The 20,893-nt window shown below is 67.0% G+C and carries 17 protein-coding genes and 2 pseudogenes; 9 read left to right on the forward strand and 10 right to left on the reverse strand.

Features of this window, described 5'->3' with window-relative positions:
- Together RM96_RS21220 and gatB are read left to right on the forward strand one after the other, a co-directional pair.
- Positions 1–962, forward strand: a 962-nt coding sequence (locus tag RM96_RS21220; RefSeq protein ID WP_039013453.1) for a dienelactone hydrolase family protein, incomplete at its 5' end; no start/stop codon positions are given.
- A gap of 103 nt (positions 963–1,065) precedes the next feature.
- Complete coding sequence (gatB, locus tag RM96_RS21225; protein ID WP_039013454.1) at positions 1,066–2,523, forward strand: Asp-tRNA(Asn)/Glu-tRNA(Gln) amidotransferase subunit GatB; 1,458 nt, start codon at positions 1,066–1,068, stop codon at positions 2,521–2,523.
- A 70-nt stretch (positions 2,524–2,593) separates the two neighbouring features.
- On the opposite strand, the gene RM96_RS21230 is transcribed toward gatB, so the two are convergent.
- From RM96_RS21230 to RM96_RS21255, 6 genes are all read right to left on the reverse strand, one after another.
- Positions 2,594–3,520: an alpha-E domain-containing protein gene (locus RM96_RS21230; RefSeq protein WP_039013455.1), complete on the reverse strand. Its 927-nt coding sequence runs from the start codon at positions 3,518–3,520 to the stop codon at positions 2,594–2,596.
- A gap of 106 nt (positions 3,521–3,626) precedes the next feature.
- Positions 3,627–4,511 (reverse strand): transglutaminase family protein, encoded by an 885-nt coding sequence (locus tag RM96_RS21235; protein WP_039013521.1) that lies wholly within the window; start codon positions 4,509–4,511, stop codon positions 3,627–3,629.
- Between the two features lie 59 nt (positions 4,512–4,570).
- On the reverse strand, positions 4,571–7,210 hold the full coding sequence (locus tag RM96_RS21240; protein WP_039013456.1) for a circularly permuted type 2 ATP-grasp protein: 2,640 nt from the start codon (positions 7,208–7,210) through the stop codon (positions 4,571–4,573).
- A gap of 69 nt (positions 7,211–7,279) precedes the next feature.
- On the reverse strand, positions 7,280–10,708 hold the full coding sequence (locus RM96_RS21245) for a transglutaminase family protein (protein WP_039013457.1): 3,429 nt from the start codon (positions 10,706–10,708) through the stop codon (positions 7,280–7,282).
- Positions 10,709–10,802: 94 nt separating this feature from the next.
- Positions 10,803–11,519 carry a tetratricopeptide repeat protein gene (locus RM96_RS21250; protein ID WP_082016641.1) on the reverse strand — a complete coding sequence of 239 codons (717 nt, stop codon included), beginning with the start codon at positions 11,517–11,519 and terminating at the stop codon, positions 10,803–10,805.
- Between the two features lie 202 nt (positions 11,520–11,721).
- A complete protein-coding gene (locus RM96_RS21255; protein ID WP_039013458.1) occupies positions 11,722–12,693 on the reverse strand; it encodes a magnesium and cobalt transport protein CorA in 972 nt (323 codons plus the stop codon).
- A gap of 230 nt (positions 12,694–12,923) precedes the next feature.
- On the opposite strand from RM96_RS21255, the gene minC reads away from it, so the two are divergent.
- The 5 genes and pseudogenes from minC to RM96_RS40140 all read left to right on the forward strand — a co-directional run.
- Complete coding sequence (gene minC, locus RM96_RS21260; RefSeq protein ID WP_039013524.1) at positions 12,924–13,736, forward strand: septum site-determining protein MinC; 813 nt, start codon at positions 12,924–12,926, stop codon at positions 13,734–13,736.
- A 59-nt stretch (positions 13,737–13,795) separates the two neighbouring features.
- Positions 13,796–14,611, forward strand: coding sequence for a septum site-determining protein MinD (gene minD, locus RM96_RS21265; protein WP_039013459.1), 816 nt, complete (start codon positions 13,796–13,798; stop codon positions 14,609–14,611).
- 15 nt (positions 14,612–14,626) lie between these two features.
- Positions 14,627–14,881: a cell division topological specificity factor MinE gene (minE, locus tag RM96_RS21270; RefSeq protein WP_039013460.1), complete on the forward strand. Its 255-nt coding sequence runs from the start codon at positions 14,627–14,629 to the stop codon at positions 14,879–14,881.
- A 296-nt stretch (positions 14,882–15,177) separates the two neighbouring features.
- Positions 15,178–16,281: a porin gene (locus tag RM96_RS21275; protein WP_039013461.1), complete on the forward strand. Its 1,104-nt coding sequence runs from the start codon at positions 15,178–15,180 to the stop codon at positions 16,279–16,281.
- A gap of 123 nt (positions 16,282–16,404) precedes the next feature.
- Positions 16,405–16,530 (forward strand): annotated as a pseudogene (locus tag RM96_RS40140) (DNA-binding response regulator); the annotation flags it as partial.
- 12 nt (positions 16,531–16,542) lie between these two features.
- On the opposite strand, the gene RM96_RS21280 reads toward RM96_RS40140, so the two are convergent.
- From RM96_RS21280 to RM96_RS21290, 3 genes are all read right to left on the reverse strand, one after another.
- Positions 16,543–17,526 (reverse strand): Bug family tripartite tricarboxylate transporter substrate binding protein, encoded by a 984-nt coding sequence (locus RM96_RS21280; protein ID WP_039013526.1) that lies wholly within the window; start codon positions 17,524–17,526, stop codon positions 16,543–16,545.
- Positions 17,527–17,634: 108 nt separating this feature from the next.
- The gene (locus tag RM96_RS21285; RefSeq protein ID WP_039013462.1) at positions 17,635–17,937 is read right to left on the reverse strand and encodes a hypothetical protein; all 303 of its coding nucleotides are present in this window, start codon (positions 17,935–17,937) and stop codon (positions 17,635–17,637) included.
- Between the two features lie 25 nt (positions 17,938–17,962).
- The gene (locus RM96_RS21290) at positions 17,963–18,709 is read right to left on the reverse strand and encodes an EamA family transporter (protein ID WP_443112270.1); all 747 of its coding nucleotides are present in this window, start codon (positions 18,707–18,709) and stop codon (positions 17,963–17,965) included.
- Positions 18,710–18,747: 38 nt separating this feature from the next.
- Between RM96_RS21290 and RM96_RS21295 the strand changes: the two are divergent.
- Positions 18,748–18,978, forward strand: a pseudogene (locus tag RM96_RS21295) (recombinase family protein); the annotation flags it as partial.
- Between the two features lie 101 nt (positions 18,979–19,079).
- Positions 19,080–19,607, forward strand: a complete 528-nt coding sequence (locus RM96_RS21300) for a MarR family winged helix-turn-helix transcriptional regulator (protein ID WP_039013464.1) — start codon at positions 19,080–19,082, stop codon at positions 19,605–19,607.
- Positions 19,608–19,620: 13 nt separating this feature from the next.
- Here the strand turns inward: RM96_RS21300 and RM96_RS21305 are convergent, their stop codons facing one another.
- Complete coding sequence (locus tag RM96_RS21305; RefSeq protein ID WP_039013466.1) at positions 19,621–20,865, reverse strand: MFS transporter; 1,245 nt, start codon at positions 20,863–20,865, stop codon at positions 19,621–19,623.
- Positions 20,866–20,893 lie beyond the last annotated feature (28 nt).

Here is a 20,893-nt window from a genome sequence, read left to right on the forward strand (position 1 = left end):
CCCATCCCCCCGGGCTCCCCGCCCCGCCGCTGACGCAGGCCACCACGCTGACGCCGCTGACCGCCCTGGCACCGAACCCGGCGCCGCCGCCGGCTGCAACGTCCACGACGCCCGCCCAACTGGTGCGCCTGCCCGGTGAAGCCGGGATGCCCACGCTGACCGCCTACTGGTTCGTCCCGCGCGAGGGCACCGTGCCGCGCACCCAGCCCTTTCCGGTGGTGGTGGCGCTGCATGGCTGCGGCGGGCTGCTTGGCACCACGCGCACCGACGGCCGCGGCAATGCCGCCGAAGGCGCCGATGCCGGCATCGCGCTGCAGGGCCGCTATCGCGAATACGCACAGTGGCTGACCGAACGCGGCTACGCCGTGCTGATGCCAGACAGCTTCAGCGCCCGCGGCAAGCCGCAGGGCGTATGCCCGGAGCCAGTGGAATCGCGCGCCATCGACGACCGCACGCGCCGCGCCGATGCGCTGGCCGCGCTGCGCTGGGTGGCGCGCCAGCCCGGCATCGACACCGGACGCATCGTGCTGCTGGGCTGGTCGAACGGCGCACAGGCGGTGCTGGCCACGATCGACGCGAGCCGGCCGTGGCCGCTGGATACGCCGCAGGTCGAGCGCGCCGTGGCGTTCTACCCGGGCTGCAAGCGCGCCGTGCAGCAGCACAATTTCAGGCTGCGCGCGCCGATGCTGCTGATGATCGGCGGCGCCGACGACTGGACGCCGGCCACCCGCTGCGCGATGCTGCAAAGTGCCGTGCTGGCCCGCCAGCCGAATGCGCGCTTCCGCCTGGAGATTTACCCGGGCGCGTATCACGGCTTTGACGGCACCAGCGAACTGCACATGCGCCGCGACGTACCCGGCGGCACGCGGCGCGGCCGCGGCGTCACCATCGGTGGCGATGCCATGGCACGCGTGGCCGCGCTGGCGCAGCTCGATTCATGGCTGGCCAGCCCCGACCCCTGACGCCGCTCAGCAGGCAAGCCTCGACAAGAACATGGGCCAGGCGGATGCCTCCGCCGCCCGGATGCCACAACAGAAACAGACAGAACCGAACAGGAATACCGCCATGCAATGGGAAGTGGTGATCGGCCTCGAAACGCACACGCAGCTCTCGACGGCCTCCAAGATTTTCTCCGGCTCCTCCACCGCCTTCGGCGCCGAGGCCAACACACAAGCTTCGCCGGTGGACCTGGCGCTGCCCGGCGTGCTGCCCGTGCTGAACAGGGGCGCGGTCGAGCGCGCCATCCAGTTCGGCCTGGCGATCGGCGCCACCATCGCGCCTCGCAGCATCTTTGCCCGCAAGAACTACTTCTACCCCGACCTGCCCAAGGGCTACCAGATCAGCCAGTACGAGATCCCCGTGGTACAGGGCGGCACCATCACCATCCAGGTCGAAGACAAGCAGGGCGAGGTCTATGAGAAGACCGTGAACCTCACGCGCGCCCACCTGGAGGAAGACGCCGGCAAATCCCTGCACGAAGACTTCGCGGGCATGACCGGCATCGACCTGAACCGCGCCGGCACGCCGCTGCTGGAAATCGTCACCGAGCCCGACATGCGCAGCGCCGCCGAAGCCGTGGCCTACGCCAAGGCGCTGCACTCGCTGGTGGTGTGGCTCGGCATCTGCGACGGCAACATGCAGGAAGGCAGCTTCCGCTGCGACGCCAACGTCTCCGTGCGCCCGGTCGGCCAGAAGGAATTCGGCACCCGCCGCGAGATCAAGAACCTGAATTCGTTCCGCTTCCTGCAGCAGGCCATCGAGTACGAAGTGCAGTGGCAGATCGCCGAGATCGAAGACGGCCGCAAGATCCAGCAGGCCACCGTGCTGTTCGATCCCGATACCGGCGAAACGCGCGCCATGCGCACCAAGGAAGACGCGCACGACTACCGCTACTTCCCCGATCCGGACCTGATGCCGCTGGAAATCGACGCGGCGTGGGTCGAGCGCGTGCGTGGCGAACTGCCGGAGCTGCCCGCCGCGATGCAGGCGCGCTTTGTGTCGCAGTACGGCCTGTCGGCCTATGACGCCAGCACGCTGACCGCCGCCAAGGCGCTCGCCACGTACTACGAGGCCGTCGTCACCGCAGCCGGCGTGGCCAATGCCAAACCCGCGGCCAACTGGCTGATGGGCGACGTGGCCTCGCAGCTCAACCGCGAAGGCATCGCCATCGACGCCGCACCGGTAAGCCCCGCGCAGCTGGCCAGGCTGCTGACGCGCATCGCCGACGGCACCGTGTCCAACAACACTGCCAAGAAGGACGTCTTCCCGGCCATGTGGGCAGGCGAATCCGGCGGCGACGCCGACGCCATCATTGCGGCCAAGGGCCTCAAGCAGATGTCGGACTCCGGCGAACTGGAAAAGATCATCGACGAGGTGCTGGCCGCCAACGCCAAGTCGGTGGAGGAATTCCGTTCGGGCAAGGAGAAGGCGTTCAATGCACTGGTCGGGCAGGCGATGAAGGCGACCAAAGGCAAGGCCAATCCGGCACAAGTGAATGAGTTGCTGAAGAAGAAGCTGGGGTGAGGTTTTCGCTTTCGCGAAGCGTTGCCGCCTTTGACGTTGAAGGAGGCAGCGCGTCGCGAGAGCGATAACACTACGCCATCAGAAAATCCCCCCGAATCCCCTCCCCCACTTCCTGCACCCTGCGCAGGAAATCCCCCAGCCACCCGTGGATGCCGACGGCAAAAATGTCGTCGATCCGCGCGAACTTCAGCTCGGCGTGCAGCCGCCCGGCGCGGCGCTCCGTATCCGCCGAGCGCCGGTTGCGCACCTGCGCCAGGATCCCCACCACTTCATGCATGCTCGCCACCAGCGAGCGCGGCATGTCCGGGTGCACGATCAGCAGCTGCGCCACGCGCTCTGGCGTGATCGCCGAGCGGTAGACCTTGCGATAGGTCTCCAGGCCTGACAGCGAACGCAGCACCGCGGCCCACTGGTACTGATCCTCATGCGCCTCGGTGCCGCCCGTTGCTGCGAACTTCACGTCCAGCAGGCGCGCGGTATTGTCGGCGCGCTCCAGGAAGGTGCCGAGCCGCAGGAAGCAGAAGGCCTCGTCCTTGAGCATGGTGCCGACTTCCACACCGCGCGCCAGGTGCGAGCGGAACTTGACCCATTCGAAGAAACCGGAGGGATCGCGTTGCGGCACGCCGTCTTCGATCATCTGGCGCACTTCCAGCCAGGTGGTGTTGATGGTCTCCCACAGCGGCGTGGTGAGCGCACCGCGCACGGCGCGGGCGTTCTCGCGCGCGGCGCGCAGGCAGGAGAGGATCGAGGAGGGGTGGCACGGCTCGCTGACCATGAAGGCGATGACTTCGTCGCGCTCAAGCGAACCATGCCGCGCTGCGTAGAGGCGGGTGAGGTCGGTGGCATCGAGCATGGCGCGCCAGCCCTGCTCGGCGACTTCGGCTGGCTGCGGCAGCAAGGCGGCCTGGTGGTTCACGTCGAGCATGCGTGCGGTGTTCTCCGCACGCTCGGTATAGCGGGCCATCCAGTAAAGGTGGTCAGCGGTGCGGCTCAGCATGACGGCTCCCCCTTTCGTCGGATACGCGGTCGGCGGCCGGGGACGACATGCCCGGGTCGGGTCGACGCCAATCCATTGAAGCAATTGCCTTGCCAGCCGGCCCGGCTCAGTCCGCCGGCACCACGCTGACTTCCACCTCGATGGTGTGGGCACCGCCGCCGACGATCACGCCGTGCAGCAGCGGCACGTCGCTGTAGTCGCGCCCCACCGCCAGCGTGACGTGGCGGGTATCGGCGAGCATGTCGTTGGTCGGGTCGAGATCGACCCAGCCGTTATCCGGACAGAACACCGAAATCCACGCGTGCGAGGCGTCGGCGCCCAGCAGGCGCGGCTCTCCGGGCGGCGGCTCGGTGCACAGGTAGCCGCTGACGTAGCGTGCGGCCAGCCCCAGCGAGCGCAGGCAGCCGATCATGACCTGGGCGAAGTCCTGGCAAACGCCGCTGCGCAGCGCAAAGGCGTGCAGGGCCGGCGTGTCCACCTCCGTGGCTTCGCTGTGGTAGATGAAATCTGCATGGATCCGGTGCATCAGGTCGATGGCGCCGGCAATAACGGGCATGCCTGCGCCAAAACTGGGCAGCGCGTAGTCACGCAGGTCGGGGTGCAGGGAGATATTGGGCGAGCCGAATACGAACTCCGCCTCCGGACAGTACGGCTGGCTGGCGTGGAATCGCAGCGCCTGCGCCGCCACCTCCCACGGCGTGGATGCCTCCGGATCGAGCGCCTGCCAGCGCGGTGTCAGCACCACGGTGCTGGCGCAGGCCAGCCGCATCACGTCGTGCGGCACGTCGAGCATGAAATGCAGCACGCTGTTGCCGAAGTCATCGGTGCGCACATGCTGGTGCGTGGCGCCGGGCTCGATCTCCGTGCTGTGCGCCACCACGGTCTGCCACGGCAGGCCTGGCGGCGTGACCACGGCGCGCTGCTGCGCGTGCTCGACCGCTCGCGAGTACCGGTAGGTGGTGATATGCGAGACGTTCAGCGTGCTCTGCATCGCAGGCGCGCCGATATCGCCCGGCGCAATGTTTGCCGGCGCATCTTTCGAAGCATCCGTCATGGCAGGTCAGCCTCCGGGTTGACGCCGGCGTGGCTGAAATAGCGCGCGCTGATTTCGTCCGAAACCCGTGCCATGCGCTCGCCGAGCTGGCTGCATAGCGCCGCGAGCGCGGCGTAGTAGCCGCTTGCGTCAGCCTCGCACAGCACCGCGCGCCTCGGTAGCGCGCTGGCGCGCGGCAGCAGTTCCGCAAGCGGCACGCGCGACTGGCCGCTGCCGCCCGGTGTCAGCTGGGCCAGCTTGGCACGCAGCCGGTCCAGTACGCCGTAGATGCCGCGCGGATTGGTCGGCTCCAGCACCAGCAGGTCGACGATGGCAGCGATGTCGGCCCGGCCCGGATACTGCGAGCGATACGACAGCGTGCTGTCGAACAGATGCAGCAGCATGTCGAATCCGCTGCGCGACTGCAGCGCACGGGTATCGACCGCGACCCCAAGGAACGCCGACAACGCCGACAGCCGTTCGATGTGCCGGCCGACAAACAGCAATCGCCACGCTTCGTCGCGTGTCATGCGGTCACCCTGCGCGCCGCTGATCGCGCCGAGCTGCATGGCGAGATGCTCCAGCGCGGCCAGCACGCGGGGACGGTCGTAGCTGACGGCAGAGCCTTCGCCCGATGCCATGGTGGCATCGACCATGGCATCGCCGAAGTCGTTGCGTGCCGCGAGAACGGTGCGCCAGTGGTCATTGGAGAGCCGGTTGCGGATCTCGCTGACGGCGCGCGCGTGGCCGGCCAGGTTCTGCACCAGGCCCGACGCCCCTTGCGCATCGGCCAGCACCGCGACCAGGCTGCGCTCGAACACGCGCAACGAGGCCTGCGGCATCGGCGTCTCGGGCGGCACCAGCCCGCCCAGTTGCGCGAGCCTGCCCATCATCGACAGCGTGCCGTCGTCGGTATTGTCGCTGCTTTCGATCGATCCCAGGATCTGCCGGCACAGCCGCACGTTATTCTCGGCACGCTCCGCGTAACGCCCGGCCCAGAACAGGTTCTCGGCGGCGCGGCTCGACACGGCCAGCGGGCGCGCCACCGCGGGCGCAGCCAGCCCGCCCCGGCCGGTCAGCGGCGCGGCAGGCACCGGCTGGCTGGACAGCACCCAGGTATCGGCACTGGTGCCGCCAAGCTGCATCGACACCGATTCAAACCGCTGCGCGGCCAGCCGCGTAAATCCACCGGGCATCACCTGCCAGCCGCCGTTGCCGTCCGCCACGGCAAAGACACGCAGCATCGCCGCGCGCGAGCCGATCTGCCCGCCTTCCCAGCAGGGCGTGTGCGAAAGCGGCAGCGCCGGCTGCAGCGTATAGCGATCCGGCATGCGTGCGATCTGCTCGCGCCAGTTGTCCAGCGACTGCAGGCCAATCTCCATGCCCAGCGCCGGCTCGTCCGTGACGTCGTACCGGCGCGGATAGGTGGGCATGACGAAGGCCTCGCCCAGCGTGGCCAGCGCCTGCTCGCGCGCCGCATCTTCGCCGCACCAGCAGCTCGGCACGCCCGGCAGCACCAGCGGCTCGCCGAGCAGGTCTTCGGCAATCGCCGGCAGGAAACCGTGGATGGCCGGCGACTCGAGAAAACCCGATCCCGGCACGTTGGAAACCATCACGTTGCCGGCGCGCATCGCCTCCAGCAAGCCCGGCACGCCCAGCGTGGAATCGTGGCGCAGTTCGAGCGGATCGCAATACACGTCGTCGAGCCGGCGCAGCACCACGTCCACGCGTTCGAGGCCGCCGAGAGTCTTCAGGTAGACCACGTCGTTGCGCACGGTGAGGTCCTTGCCTTCGACCAGCGTGACGCCGAGGTAGCGCGCCATGAAGGTGTGCTCGAAGTAGGTCTCGTTGTACGGACCCGGCGTCAGCAGCACGATGTGACGGCCCGAGCCGGCGCCGATGCTCCCGGCCGCGCCGGCGGGGTTGTCGGATTCAGCGGCGGCGGCCAGCGGCGCATGCGCCAGCGTCGACACCAGCTGCGCGAATGATGGCGGCAGCCGCCGCACCCGCAGCTCGCGGAAGGCATCGGCAAACAGGCTGGAGATGATCAGGCGGTTTTCCAGCGCGTAGCCCATGCCGGATGGCGTGTCGGTGCGATGCGCCATCACGGTCCAGCCTTCGTCGGTATGCACCAGGTCCACCGCCACGATCTGCAGGTAGCTGCCGCCGGGCGGCACATAGCCCTTGAGCATATGCAGGTAGCCGGGATGGCCGAACACCAGCCCCGGCGGCAGCATCACGCGTGTCAGCAGCGTCTGCGGCCCGTAGATGTCGGCCATGATGGCGTTGGCCAGCGCGGCGCGCTGCGCGGCGCCGCGCTCTATCAGATGCCAGTCTTCCTCCGAGACGAGGAAGGGAAACAGCTCCAGCGGCCATGACCGCGCCGCGCCCTGATCGGCATAGACGTTGTAGGTCACGCCGTTTTCGCGGATCTGCCGCGCCATCACGGCCGCGCGCGGCGCCAGGATATCGGCACGCGGCTCTCCCAGCACCGAGAAGAAGCTCGCCCAGGGCGCGCGCAGCGTGCCGTCCGGCAAGCGCAGCTCGTCCAGGTGCCCGGCGGTCACCGGCCGGGCGATGCGACTCGCCTCAGCGGAACCGGCCGAACGGGCCGGTGCGTCCGGTCCGCCGAGGGGCAGCGTGGAGGGCTGGGGCAAGTGACTGTCTCCTGTGTGGCGATGGCGCGTGATGTTATGGGTGGCGCGTCCGTTATGCCGTTATCGGCCTTAGCCCTCTCGCAGATCCAGCGTGAAGGGAAACTCCAGGCTGCGCCGCACGGCAGGCGCCACGCTGCGCCCGGGTGTGTGGCCGTGCGCGGAGAACCGCGCCAGCCGCCGGCTCTCGGCCTCGTAGGCGTTGACGGGGAAGGTCTCGTAATTGCGGCCGCCCGGGTGCGACACATGATACTGACAACCACCGATGCTGCGCTCCGTCCACGTATCGACCACGTCGAACGTCAGCGGCGCATGCGACCCGATGGTGGGATGCAGCGACGAGGGCGGCGCCCATGCGCGATAGCGCACGCCGGCCACGAACTCGCCGGCGCGACCGGTCGGCTGCAACGGCAAGGCGTGGCCGTTGACGGTAACGACGTAGCGGCTGTCGTTGAGGCCAAGCACGCGCACCTCGATACGCTCCACCGATGAATCCACGTAGCGCACCGTGCCGCCCGCCGAGCCCTCTTCGCCCATCACGTGCCACGGCTCCAGCGCCGCGCGCAGGGTCAGGGAAAGGCCAGCGGCGTTGAGCTCGCCCACGCGCGGGAAGCGGAACTCGAAATGCGGTGCGAACCACGCGGCATCGAATGCATGGCCGGCGGCCCGCATTTCGGCCAGCACGTCGTCGAAGTCCATCTGCACGAAGGTGCTCAGCATGAAGCGGTCATGCAGCGCGGTGCCCCAGCGGGTCAGTCCCGCCGTATAGGGCGCTTTCCAGAAGCGCGCCACCAGTGCGCGCAACAGCAACTGCTGCACCAGGCTCATGCGCGCGTGCGGTGGCATCTCGAAGGCACGCAGCTCCAGCAGCCCGAGGCGGCCGGTGGGTCCATCCGGCGAATAGAGCTTGTCGATGCAGAACTCCGCGCGATGCGTATTGCCCGTGACGTCAATCAGCAGGTTGCGCAGCACGCGGTCGATCAGCCAGGGCGCCACGTAGCCGTCGCTGTTCGTTTCGCGCGCCTGGTCGAGTTGCCGGCGCAGTTCGGCAAAGGCGATATCGAGCTCGTACAGCTGGTCGTTGCGCGCCTCGTCCACGCGCGGCGCCTGGCTGGTGGGTCCAATGAAGAGCCCCGAGAACAGGTACGACAGCGACGGATGGTTGTGCCAGTACGCGATCAGGCTCGCAAGCAGATCGGGCCGGCGCAGGAACGGGCTGTCGGCCGGCGTCGCGCCGCCCAGCACGAAGTGATTGCCGCCGCCGGTGCCGGTGTGACGGCCATCGAGCATGAACTTCTCGGTGGACAGGTAGGTTTCGTGCGCGGCCTGGTAGAGGAACTCGGTGTGGTCCACCAGCTCTTCCCAGTTCGATGCCGGATGGATGTTCACCTCGATCACGCCGGGATCGGGCGTGACCTGCAGCACCTTCAGGCGCGAGTCGCGCGGCGGCGGGTAGCCTTCCAGCACGATCTTCACGCCAAGGCCGGCAGCCGTGGCTTCCACTGCCGACAACAGCTCCAGGTAGTCCTCGAGCACGGTCAGCGGCGGCATGAAGACGTAGATTACGCCGCGCTTGTCTTCCATCTGGCTGGCTTCCACTGCCGGGCCGGCGGCGCGGGACGGATGGCGGACTTCCACGCAGAGCGCGGTACGGATGATGTCCGGCGCCGATTCGCCGCGCGCCGGTGCGCTGGCCGAGGCCGCTGCACGGCCCGCGCCACCAGCGACAGTGCCGCGCGCAGCAATCGCGGCGGACGGCACCGTCGCCCCTGGCCGCTGCCAGCGTTGCGCGGCCGTGGCCGCGAGCGGCGCCCGCGGCGCGAACGGGTCCTGCTCAATCTGCGCCGGACGGTCGGCGGCTTTCGCCCACGGCAGGGAATCCAGCGGCAGCCGGTAGCCCATCGGCGAATCGCCCGGCAGCAGGTACAGCCGTTCGCCGCGCAGGAACCACTGGCTGCTGAGCCAGCCACGCGTGGCATCGTCGGGCTCGCCTTCGGTGCGGGCCATCGGCAGCACGTAGCCGGTCACGCGGGCGAGCCCGGCGTCGAACACGCGGCGCAGGCGCACGCGCTCCATCTCGTCGTCGAGCCGCGCATCGTGCGGATCGACATTGACCGGCAGCCTCCGCTCGCGCCACAGGTAGTACCAGGCGTCTTCGTAGGCGGGCTGGATGCAGGTGGCATCGAGGCCGAGCCTCGCGCCCAGCGCTTCCATGAAGCGGCGCGCGTCCTTGTCGGTGTACTCGCCCGGATGGCGTTCATCGGCAAACAGCGCGGGATCCTGCCAGCATGGCGCGCCATCGGCACGCCAGCAGATCGACAGGGCCCAGCGCGGCAGCTGCTCGCCCGGATACCACTTGCCCTGGCCAAAGTGCAGGAAGCCGCCTGCACCATAGTGTTCGCGCAGCTTGTGCACCAGTTCGGTGGCCAGTCCGCGCTTGGTGGGGCCGAGCGCATCGGTGTTCCATTCCGCGCCTTCGCGATCCCGGACCGAGACGAAGGTCGGCTCGCCGCCCATGGTGAGACGCACGTCCATCGCGTCGAGCTGCTGGTCGACACCGGCGCCGGTCTCGTACACGGCCTGCCACTGCGCCGCGGTATAGGGCAGGGTGACGCGCGGCGATTCGTAGATGCGCTTGATCGCCATCTCATGATGGAACTCGACCTCGCTCTTTTCCACGGCGCCGCTGACCGGCGCGGCGCTGCCGGGCTCGGGCGTGCACGCCAGCGGGATATGTCCTTCGCCGGCCAGCAGGCCCGAGGTCGGGTCGAGGCCGATCCAGCCCGCGCCCGGCAGGTAGACCTCGCACCACGCATGCAGGTCGGTGAAATCGGTCTCGGTGCCGCTGGGGCCGTCGAGCGCCTTCACGTCCGGCGCGAGTTGCAGCAGGTATCCCGACACGAAGCGCGCGGCCAGCCCGAGGTGGCGCAGCGTCTGCACCAGCAGCCAGCCGGAATCGCGGCACGAGCCCGAGCCCGTGGCGAGCGTGGTCTCCGGACTCTGCACGCCCGGCGCCATGCGGATCAGGTAGCGGATCTCGCGCTGCAGGCGCTGGTTCAGCGCCACCAGGAAATCGAGCGTGGCCGAATCGGTGCGGTCGATGCTGTCGACGAAGGCAGCGAAGCGCGGCGTCAGCTCGTCCCGGACCAGATACGGTGCAAGCTCGTGCGCGAGGCCCTCCTCATAGGTGAACGGAAACCGCTCGGCCGAGGGCTCCAGGAAGAAGTCGAACGGGTTGTAGACCGACATCTCGGCCACCAGGTCGACGGTGATCCTGAACTCGCGCGTGGCCTCGGGGATCACGAGCCGCGCCAGGTAGTTGGCGAACGGGTCCTGCTGCCAGTTGATGAAGTGCTGCGCCGGCTCGATGCGCAATGAATAGGAAAGGATGGGCGTGCGGCAATGCGGCGCGGGGCGAAGCCGCACTACCTGCGGCGACAGTTCCACCAGGCGGTCATACCGGTAATGGGTGACATGAGTCAGTGCGACATGCGTAGCCACGACGGCCTCCCGGGCGTGCGGTTAGGGTCATTTATTCCAAGCAAGACTTGTACCGCCCCGCAACCGGGCCGGATAAACGACAGCGCAAGCACTCTCACATTGCGCTGCCGGTACGGGCACGCACGGACTCTTCCAGCAGCGAACGCAGCTTGGCCAGGGCCCCGGGATCGCCATGGGCGGCCGAACGCGCATACCAGATCTTGGCCTGCTCGACGTCCTTGTCGACCACACCGGGCTCGCCATGCTCGTAAAAGCTGCCAACGATGTACTGCGCACCACCGTCGCCGGCGCTGGCGGCACGGCTGTACCACTCGAACGCCTTGCCGTAGTCGCGCGGCACGCCGCGGCCGGTGAAGTAGTTGGTCGCCAGCGCCATCTGCGCCTGCACGTGGCCGCCCTGCGCCGCGCGCTCGTACCAGCGATTGGCTTCCACCAGCGATTTCGGCACCAGCTCGCCGCGTTCGTACAGGTCGCCCCAGGTGAACTGGGCATGCGTCATCTGGTTGTCGGCGGCCTTCTTCAGCCAGACCAGCGCTTCCTGCGGCCGGGCCGGAGTGCCCTCGCCGCGCAGCAGCATCATGGCGTAGTTGAACTGGGCCAGGCGGTTGCCCTGCTGCGCGGCGCTGGCAAAGCCGCGCAACGCTACATCGAACGACCCGGCCTCGTACGCGGCCAGTGCATCGCGCGTCTGCGCCTGGGCGGGCGCGGTGGGCACGGGCGCGGCGTGCGCGAGCGGCAACGGACCGAGGGCGCCAAGCGTTACGCCGACGGCACAAAACCAGCGGAGGATGAGGTGGCGGGCAGTTGGCATGGCGGGCTCCCTGCGGTTCGCTGCGCCTTCTTTAATTCAGTGTAGGAGCCGCAAGGAGAGGACGGAAGCGGATGCCCAGATCGGCCAGTCACCCGCGGGCCATAGGCCCAGGGCTACGAAATATCTGCGCGAATGATGAACTTCGCCGAGTTTGCAAGCACATCATTCTTCAGGTAAATATACCTAGTGCCCTTGCGCCGGCTCAGATCCAGCCCGCCCGATGCAAGCGCCGCCACAGCCCCGCGCACGCCACGGCCGTCACGCCGACCACCACCGGGTAGGCGTACTGGAATTTCAGCTCGGGCATGAATGAGAAGTTCATCCCGTACAGGCTGAACACCACGGTCGGAATCGCGAGAATCGCCCCCCAGCCCGCCAGCCGCTTGACCACTTCGTTCTGGCCGACCGTGACCAGGGCCAGGTTGACCTGCACCGCCGTGGTCAGCATTTCGCGCACCACGTCGAGCGTTCGCACCAGCCGGCTGGCATGGTCCGCAATGTCGCGGAAGTACGCGCGCAGTTCCTTCGGCACCAGGTCTTCGTGCAGACGGATCAGCTGGCCGCAAATATCCTCGACCGGGCTGACCGCGTTGCGCAGCCTCAGCACCTGCCGCTTGATGTCATAGAGCCGCTCGATGGCCCGGCGATCGAACTCGTCACGGAAGATGCCCTGCTCCAGCTCCGCAAAGGTGTCTTCGAGACGCGCCGCCAGCGGCATGTAGTGATCAACCACGAAGTCCATCAGCGCGTACAGCACGTAGCCCGGGCCGTTGGCGAGCCCGTGGGGGTCGTGCTCGCAGCGCTCGCGCACCGGCGCGTAGGTGCTGCTGGCGCCGTGCCGCACGGAAACCACGTAGTTCGGACCGACGAAGAGGTGCGTTTCGCCGACCACCACTTCCTCTTCCACCAGCTGTGCGGTGTTCAGGACGACAAAGACCGAATCGCCATAGGATTCCAGCTTGGGCCGCTGATGCGCATCGAGCGCATCCTCCACCGCCAGCGGGTGCAGGCCGAACACCTGCTGCACCTGGCGCAGCAGCGCCAGGTCGGGCTCATGCAGGCCCAGCCACACGAACGTGCCCGGTACGCTGATGGCGCCGGGAATCTCGCCGATCTCCACCGAGCCGATACGCTTGCCTTCGCGATAGGCCACGCAGTTGACGATTGCGCCCATGGGGACTCCCTTATCAGATGGCGCAATCGTAACAAGGCTTTGCCGCATCGGCCCGGCCCACGAGCCCGCCAGCGCAGGCGCGCCACGCGAACCACACTTTTGCAGCGACGTGCGGCGCATATCCGCGGCGCAAAGGAACGCACGGGCCACGCGGGAAACATCTTGCGCCAATTGTTACAGTTCGCGCCGGAGACGACGTTAGAATGTGGCATTTCCACGGTCACCCGGCTATGTCCCAGAAGAAATCGCCACGATTCGAGCTGCGCAGTGGCAACGTAGACGCCCTCCTCCTCGCCCTCCAGACCGCCGACATGGCTGCGCTGCGGGATGACCTCCTCTCCCGCTTCGAAGCAACCCCCGACTTCTTCTCCAATGACGTGATCGCGCTGGACCTGCGCACGCTGGAAGACGATCAGCAAGTGGCGCTCGAACAGGTGATCGACACGCTTGCCGCGCTCAAGGCCCGTGCCATCGGCGTGGTGGCGCGCGAGGCACAGCGCGGCTGGGCGGAAGGCTTCGGCCTGCCGCTGCTCGACAGCCAGAGCCGCCGCGGCGGGCGCGCGTCGGAATCGCCCGACCGTGCCGCCGCGGCAAAAGCCGCCGAGCAGGCCGAGCGGGCCGCCGCCGAACAGGCCGCGCAAGCGGAAGCGGCAATTGCCGCGGCACATGCCGCCACCGACGCAGCAGTCGCCGCCGCGGTACGCCAGACCCAGACCATCCTGATCGACAAGCCGCTGCGCTCCGGCCAGCAGGTGTACGCGCATGGCGACGTGGTGATCCTCGATGTGGTCAGCTACGGCGCCGAGGTGATTGCCGAAGGCAATATCCATATTTATGCCCCGCTGCGCGGCCGCGCGCTGGCGGGGGTCAAGGGCAACCAGCAAGCGCGCATTTTCTGCACCTGCCTGGAGGCCGAACTGGTTTCGATCGCCGGCATCTACCGGACCGCGGAGCAGACGCTTCCGGCCGATGTGCTCGGCAAATCGGCGCAGGTACGCCTGGCCGAGGAAAAACTCATTCTCGAACCGCTGCGGACGAAGTAATCGCGGCCCATCGGGATCTGAATCACAGCAGCAACAACCCATTACTGGACCAAAGAGCCATGGCAAAAATCATCGTTGTGACCTCCGGCAAGGGAGGCGTCGGCAAGACCACCACCAGCGCCAGCTTTGCCGCCGGCCTGGCCCTGCGCGGCAACAAGACTGCCGTGATCGACTTCGACGTCGGCCTGCGCAACCTCGACCTGATCATGGGTTGCGAGCGCCGCGTGGTGTATGACCTGATCAATGTGGTGCAGGGCGAAGCCAACCTGAACCAGGCCCTGATCAAGGACAAGAAGTGCGAAAACCTGTTCATCCTGCCGGCCTCGCAGACTCGCGACAAGGATGCGCTGACCAAGGACGGCGTCGAGAAGGTCATCAAGGGCCTGATCGACATGAACTTCGACTACATCATCTGCGACTCGCCCGCCGGCATCGAATCCGGCGCGCTGATGGCCATGTACTTCGCCGACGAAGCCCTGATCGTCACCAACCCGGAAGTCTCCTCGGTGCGTGACTCGGACCGCATTCTCGGCATCCTGGCCTCCAAGACCAAGCGCGCCAGCGAAGGCGGCGACCCGATCAAGGAACACCTGCTGATCACGCGCTACAACCCGAAGCGCGTGCACGGCGGTGAAATGCTTTCGCTGACCGACATCCAGGAGATCCTGCGCATCAAGCTGATCGGCGTGGTGCCCGAATCCGAGGCAGTCCTGCATGCCTCCAACCAGGGCACGCCCGCCATCCACCTGGAAGGCACCGACGTGGCGGACGCCTATGGCGACATCGTCGATCGCTTCCTGGGCAAGGACAAGCCGATGCGATTCACCGACTATCAGAAGCCGGGGCTGCTGTCGCGCATCTTCGGCAACAAATAAGGAGGACTCATCCCCATGTCGATCCTGTCCTTCCTGCTGGGGGAAAAGAAGAAGTCGGCTTCAGTCGCCAAGGAACGGCTTCAGATCATCCTTGCCCACGAACGCACCGGCCACTCGGCGCCCGCCGACTACCTGCCGGCCCTGCAACGCGAACTGGTCGCGGTGATCTCGAAGTACGTCAAGATCAGCGACCAGGACCTGCGCGTCAGCCTCGAACGCCAGGACAACCTGGAAGTCCTGGAAGTCAAAATCGAGATCCCGCAGAGCTGATTCCCTGCTCTTGCCTCAATACGGCCGCTCCCGGCTTCCGGGAGCGGCCGTGTTTATTTGCGCGCGCCGTCTGTTGCCATAAAACGTCGTCCAATCTGCCGCAAAGCATCAAATCGGTATTGTGTAGCGGCCAGACAACGCTTTTGCACCAAAATCCTGCTCAAATCCGTGCGCCAGCGAGGATTTGTGTCCGAAGCTCCGGTGTTTTGTTAAATTTTCGCGGCGTTTACACGAAACGTAGACCCCGTCCCCGTCGTGATCCGACGGAGAACAGTACAAGACAGAAAAGGAGCACCATGAAGAAATCGGCCATCGTTCTCGCAGCCGGCAGCCTGTTGGCAGGTTCGGCTTTCGCACAAAGCTCGGTTACCCTCTACGGTATCGTCGACCAGAGCATCCGCTTCACCACCAACTCCGACCCTCAGAACCACAGTCAGACGCAACTGACCAATGGCGCGGTCACCAACAGCCGCTGGGGCCTGAAGGGCAGCGAAGCCCTGGGCAATAACCTGAAGGCGATCTTCCAACTGGAAAACGGCTTCGATCCGGATACGGGCAAGGCCAACCAAGGCGGTCGCCTCTTCGGTCGTCAGGCATATGTTGGCCTGAGCGGCGAATTCGGTGCCATCAAGCTGGGCCGCCAGTACACCGAAGGCTTTAATTTCTTCGGCGACTATGATCCGCTGACCATTGGTAACTACGACAACAACGCCTGGCCCTTCTTCCTCACGCAGTTCCGCAGCGACAACGTGGTCAGCTACTCCGGCAAGTTCGGTGGTCTGAATGTTGGCGCCAGCTATGGCTTCGGTGAGAAGCCTGGCAGCTTCACGCACGCACAAACCAACCCGCCTAATGGCAATGCGCCCTACTTTGGCGCCCGCGCTGCATATGAAGTCGGCCCGTGGGGTGTTGGCGGCGTGTACCAGGAATTCCGTGACACGAACGGCAACAAGCAGCAAATGTGGGGTGCCGCCGGTAAGTACGCCTTTGGCCCGGCCAAGGTTTTCCTCGGCTACATCGGCGGCAAGGATAAGACTGGCCTGATCGACGCCGCTTTCTTCACGCCGTCGAGCAGCGCCAATCCGATCCCGGCTGGTGGCAATTACACGGCAAGCCCGCGTAAGGACAACATCGGCTACATCGGCGCGACCTACCAGGCCACTCCGGCTCTGGCGCTGACCGGCGTGTTCTATGGTGATCACATTAAGAACACGAACGGCCTGGCTGATGTCAGCGGCAACCGCTACACCGGCGTCCTTCTGGCTGAATACTCGCTGTCCAAGCGTACCCAAGTCTATGGCACCGTGGACTACAACAAGGTGACCGGTGGCGCGAAGACCCAACTGCCGGGCAGGGACAACCAGCTCGGCCTGGGCGCTGGCATTCGCCACATCTTCTGATTGTTATCTGATCAGTCTGGCAAAAAGCCGACCTTCGGGTCGGCTTTTTTTTATGCCCGCGGCCTGCGCGGCAGCCAGAGATACCAGCCTGCCTCGGTGAAGCCAGGGGCTCGCGCGCATCGTCGCTACCACGTCGATCCATCTTCGCGCACGGTGGACAGCCACCTGTCGCGCATCCGGACCAAGCTGTCACTGTGGCCGCACAATGGCGTGCTGCTGTCTGCCATTTATGGCTGCGCAGCCGTCCTGATCCGGCCTAGCTCAGTCGGCCTTGATGCCCGCTTCCTTGACGATACGGGCGTTCTCCGTGGATTCCTCGCGAATTGCCTTGGCAAATTGCGCAGCGGTGCCGCCGGTCGGCACTTCGCCGCCCTTCAGCAGTCGCTCGCGGACCTCGGGCTCGGCCAGCGCCTTGTTCAGCTCGGCGTTCAGGCGCTGGATGATGGCGGGCGGCGTCTTGCCCGGGGCGAAAACGCCGAAGGTGGACGTCAGGTTCGCCTTCGGATAGCCGAGTTCGGCCAGGGTCGGCACGCTGGCCAGTCCGTCGATGCGCCGGGGCGCTCCGACGGCAATGGCGCGCAGGCGGCCGGCCTGCATATGCTGGGTCAGTATCGGGCTGGCGTTGGTGCTCATCACCTCGAACTGGCCGCCCAGCGCATCGTTCATCTGCTGGCCGGCGCCCTTGTAGGGGATCAGCGTCAGCTCAGCCTTCGATTTGGCCTTGACCTGTTCCAGCACGACATGACCGACCGTGCCCAGGCCCGATGTCGCCCAGCGCACCGAACCCGGCTTGGCCCTGGCCTGCGCGACCAGGTCCTGGAAGGTCTTGCCGCCGAAGCTCTGCGTCGCAACGATCAGCACGGGCGAGTACATCACGCTCATCACCGGCGCCACGTCGCGCTGCGGATCGTAGTTGACGCGGCCCACGTGCGGATTCAGCGTCAGCGGGCTGGAGGAGGCAAAGCCCAGCGTGTAGCCGTCCGGCGCCGCCTTGGCCACGGCTTCGATGCCAATGCTGCCGCCGGCGCCGGCCTTGTTCTCCACCACCACCGACTGCCCCATCTGCGCCGACAGGCGCTCCCCCAGGGCGCGTGCCACCGCATCGCTGATGCCGCCGGTGGGATAGGCGACGATGATGCGGATCGGGCGGCTGGGATAAGTGTCGGCTGCGGCGGCGGGTTGTGCGGCCATCAGGCTGACGGCGCCAAGGGCGGCCAGCAGCGGCAAGCGGGAAGAGAAGGCCATGACGGAGAAAGGACCGCGAAGAAATGGATGGATGGAGGCGGCGCGCGGAAGATCTGGAACCCGCATCGCTGCGCCTGTGAAGGCAGCCGTAATCTTAGCCGATCGCCCTCAGCGCACGAGCGGGTGTTCCGGCACCCAGGACACGAACAGCTCATTGGCGCGATCGTACAGCCGCCACACGGTGCCGCAGTCGCGGCAGCTGAAGGTCATCATGCTGAACGGCACGCCTGCCGCATTCTGGCTGATTGCGGTCGCCGAGTTGCGCAAGGTCAGGCATGAAGGTGGCTCGCGCCGGCGCGGATCGGCGGCCAGCGCCAGGCAGTTGGCGCAGGCCGGCACGGCAGGCGCAGCGGATGCGGCAGAAGGGGAAGGCGTGGGGGGCGGCGGTACGGCAGACTTCATGTCCGCCATGATGCCGCAAAACTGGCGCCGGCAACTACCTCCGTTGCACGGCCGCGCGCTGGCCCAGCCAGACGCTGGCCAGCACCAGCGCGGCGCCGGCGGCCTGCACCAGTGTCAGCGCCTGGCCCAGCACCACGAAGCCGAGCACCGTGGCGCTGACCGGACTTAGCAGCCCTAGCGCCGAGACGGCGGAAGTCGGCAGCCGGCCGATGCCGCGGAACCACAGTGCGTAGCTGAAGCCCGCCCCGGCGATGCACAGCCACGCGTATCCAAGCCAGTTGGCGAGCGTAAAGTGTCCGGGCAAAGGTTCCAGCGCCAGCGCAAACGGCAGCAGGAACAGGCCGCCCGCGCACAACTGCCACGCGGTCATCACCAGCGGCGATACCGGCGGATGCCAGTGCCGCGTCAGCACCGTGCCAACCGCCATCGACATCGCACCCGCCGCCGCCGCGCAGACCCCGATCGCGTCCAACCGCGCCGCCGGCCCGAGCACCAGCAGGGCCACCCCCAGCACGCCACCAGCGCCGGCAAGCCACGCCGCCCGGCCCGGCCGTATCCGCAGCGGCGCCCACGCCAGCGCGACCACTATCAGCGGCTGGATCGCGCCGACGGTCGCCGCCACCCCGCCCGGCAGCCGGTATGCCGCGATGAACAGCATGGCCTGGAAGAAGCCGATATTGAGCACGCCCAGCACCGCCGCCCGCCACCACCAGCCGCCTCTCGGCAGTTGCCGCCCCACCGCCAGCATCGCCAGCCCCGCCGGCAGCGCCCGGATCACCACCGACAGCAGCGGCTGCCCCGGCGGCAGCCACTGGCGCGTTCGAGGTCATTGCAGACCTCGGCTGCGGCATGAACTCCCACAAGAAGGGCCTCAAGCGCCTGCTCGAGGATGTGGTGGAGGGGCGCGTCGGGCGGCTGGTCATCACGCACAAGGACCGTTTGCTGCGTTTTGGCGCGGAACTGGTATTGGCCATCTGCGAAGCAAAGAACGTCGAGGTCGTGATCCTCAATCAGGGCGAGGACACCACGTTCGAGGAAGACTTGGCCAAGAGGTTCGGCTTCATATCTCGATATCAAGATAGTCTGAACTTTACGAAGCAGATAGTTTGATGTCAAGATTCTTGAATTCGATGAATCCACCCTGCCCCGCCATGTCCGCCCGCAGCAAGCCTCAGCCACCCGACCGCGCCGACCATGTCGACGCCATCCTCGCCCAATGGGCGCGCGAGAGGCCAGACCTGGATGTCTCGCCGATGGGTCTGATCGGCCGGCTCGGCCGGCTGAACCGCCATACCGGGCGCGCCGTCGAGGCCGCGCTTGCCGAAACCGGGCTGTCGCCGTGGGAATTCGATGTGCTGGCCACGCTGCGCCGCTCCGGCGAGCCCTATGCCTTGTCGCCCGGGGCACTGATCGAATCGCTGATGATTACCTCGGGCACAATGACCAACCGGCTCGATCATCTCGAGCGCGCAGGGCTGATCCGGCGCCAGCCCAACCCCGAGGATCGCCGCGGCCTGCTGATCGAACTGACCGCCGCGGGCCGCGAGCGCGTCGACCGCGCGCTCGAGATCCATGTCGCCAACGAGCATCGGCTGCTCGAGGCGCTGAGCGCCGCGGAACGCGCTCAGCTGGCCGGCCTGCTGCGCCGCTGGCTGCTGGCGTTCGAGCCGGCCGACTGAGGCCGGCGGGGAATCAGCCCGCTTTCTTGCGCCCGCCCAGGTCCGGCAGGAACACCGCCAGCAAGCCCAGCAGCGGCAGGTAGGCGCACAGCTGGTAGACCGCGCGGATGCCGTGCGAATCGGCCAGCCCGCCCAGCACCGCGGCGCCGATGCCGCCCATGCCGAAGGCAAAGCCGAAGAACATGCCCGACACCATGCCGACCTTGCCCGGGATCAGCTCCTGCGCAAAGACGAGGATGGCCGAGAACGCCGAGGCGAGGATAAAGCCGATGACGAAGGTCAGCACGCCGGTCCAGAACAGGTCCACGTGCGGCAGCACCAGCGTGAACGGCGCCACGCCGAGGATCGAAGCCCAGATCACGCGCTTGCGCCCAATGCGGTCGCCGATCGGTCCGCCCAGGATGGTGCCGGCCGCCACCGCGAACAGGAACACGAACAGGTAGAGCTGCGCTCTCTGGCGCGCCAGCCCGAAGCGCTCCATCAGGTAGAAGGTGTAGTAGGTGGTCAGGCTCGCCATATAGAAGTACTTGGAGAACACCAGCACCATCAGCACCAGCATGGCGCGCACCACCACGCGGGTCGGCAGGCGGGCCGCCGTTGCGCCGGCACCCTTGCTCTTGCGGGCGCCGTGCGCGAGCTGGCGCGCATACCAGCCGCCGATCTGCCACAGCACGAAGATTGCCAGCAGCGCCGCCAGCGAGAACCACGCCACGCTCGATTGCTGCTGGACGATGCCCGCCGCCAGCAGCGGCCCCATCGCGCTGCCGCCATTGCCGCCAACCTGGAAGATCGACTGCGCCAGTCCGTGCCGCCCGCCCGAGGCCATGCGCGCCACGCGCGACGACTCCGGATGGAAGATCGACGAGCCGGTGCCGACCAGCGCCGCCGCCACCAGCAGCACGCCGTAGGTCGGCGCCACCGACAGCAGCAGCAGGCCTGCCAGCGTGAAGCCCATGCCGATCGCCAGCGAGTGCGGCCTGGGATGCTTGTCGGTGTACAGGCCCACCACTGGCTGCAGCAGCGACGCCGTGATCTGGTAGGTCAGCGTCAGCATGCCGATCTGGGTGAAGCTCAGGTTGAAGCCGCCCTTCAGCATCGGATAGATCGCCAGGATCAACGACTGGATCATGTCGTTGAGGAAGTGGGCGAAGCTGATTGCCGACAGCACGCGGAAACCGGTACGTTCGGCCTGCTGGCCGGGTTGCTGTGCGGCGGTCTGCGATGCGCCTTGCGGCGCGGAGTCGATGGTTGTGCTCATTGGCGGCTCTCGACGGGGTAGAAGCGGA

It is taken from the genome of Cupriavidus sp. IDO, from assembly GCF_000812465.1.
Taxonomy (GTDB): Bacteria; Pseudomonadota; Gammaproteobacteria; order Burkholderiales; family Burkholderiaceae; genus Cupriavidus.

Excerpts from the sequence above, each read along its gene's own strand:
- RM96_RS21280 (WP_039013526.1), bottom strand. The coding sequence starts at position 17,526 with ATGGCCTTCTCTTCCCGCTTGCCGCTGCTGGCCGCCCTTGGCGCCGTC.
- minC (WP_039013524.1), top strand. The coding sequence starts at position 12,924 with ATGTCCCAGAAGAAATCGCCACGATTCGAGCTGCGCAGTGGCAACGTA.
- minD (WP_039013459.1), top strand. The coding sequence starts at position 13,796 with ATGGCAAAAATCATCGTTGTGACCTCCGGCAAGGGAGGCGTCGGCAAG.
- RM96_RS21250 (WP_082016641.1), bottom strand. The coding sequence starts at position 11,519 with ATGCCAACTGCCCGCCACCTCATCCTCCGCTGGTTTTGTGCCGTCGGC.
- RM96_RS21285 (WP_039013462.1), bottom strand. The coding sequence starts at position 17,937 with ATGGCGGACATGAAGTCTGCCGTACCGCCGCCCCCCACGCCTTCCCCT.
- RM96_RS21230 (WP_039013455.1), bottom strand. The coding sequence starts at position 3,520 with ATGCTGAGCCGCACCGCTGACCACCTTTACTGGATGGCCCGCTATACC.
- RM96_RS21300 (WP_039013464.1), top strand. The coding sequence starts at position 19,080 with ATGTCCGCCCGCAGCAAGCCTCAGCCACCCGACCGCGCCGACCATGTC.
- gatB (WP_039013454.1), top strand. The coding sequence starts at position 1,066 with ATGCAATGGGAAGTGGTGATCGGCCTCGAAACGCACACGCAGCTCTCG.
- RM96_RS21305 (WP_039013466.1), bottom strand. The coding sequence starts at position 20,865 with ATGAGCACAACCATCGACTCCGCGCCGCAAGGCGCATCGCAGACCGCC.
- RM96_RS21255 (WP_039013458.1), bottom strand. The coding sequence starts at position 12,693 with ATGGGCGCAATCGTCAACTGCGTGGCCTATCGCGAAGGCAAGCGTATC.
- RM96_RS21275 (WP_039013461.1), top strand. The coding sequence starts at position 15,178 with ATGAAGAAATCGGCCATCGTTCTCGCAGCCGGCAGCCTGTTGGCAGGT.
- RM96_RS21235 (WP_039013521.1), bottom strand. The coding sequence starts at position 4,511 with ATGCAGAGCACGCTGAACGTCTCGCATATCACCACCTACCGGTACTCG.
- minE (WP_039013460.1), top strand. The coding sequence starts at position 14,627 with ATGTCGATCCTGTCCTTCCTGCTGGGGGAAAAGAAGAAGTCGGCTTCA.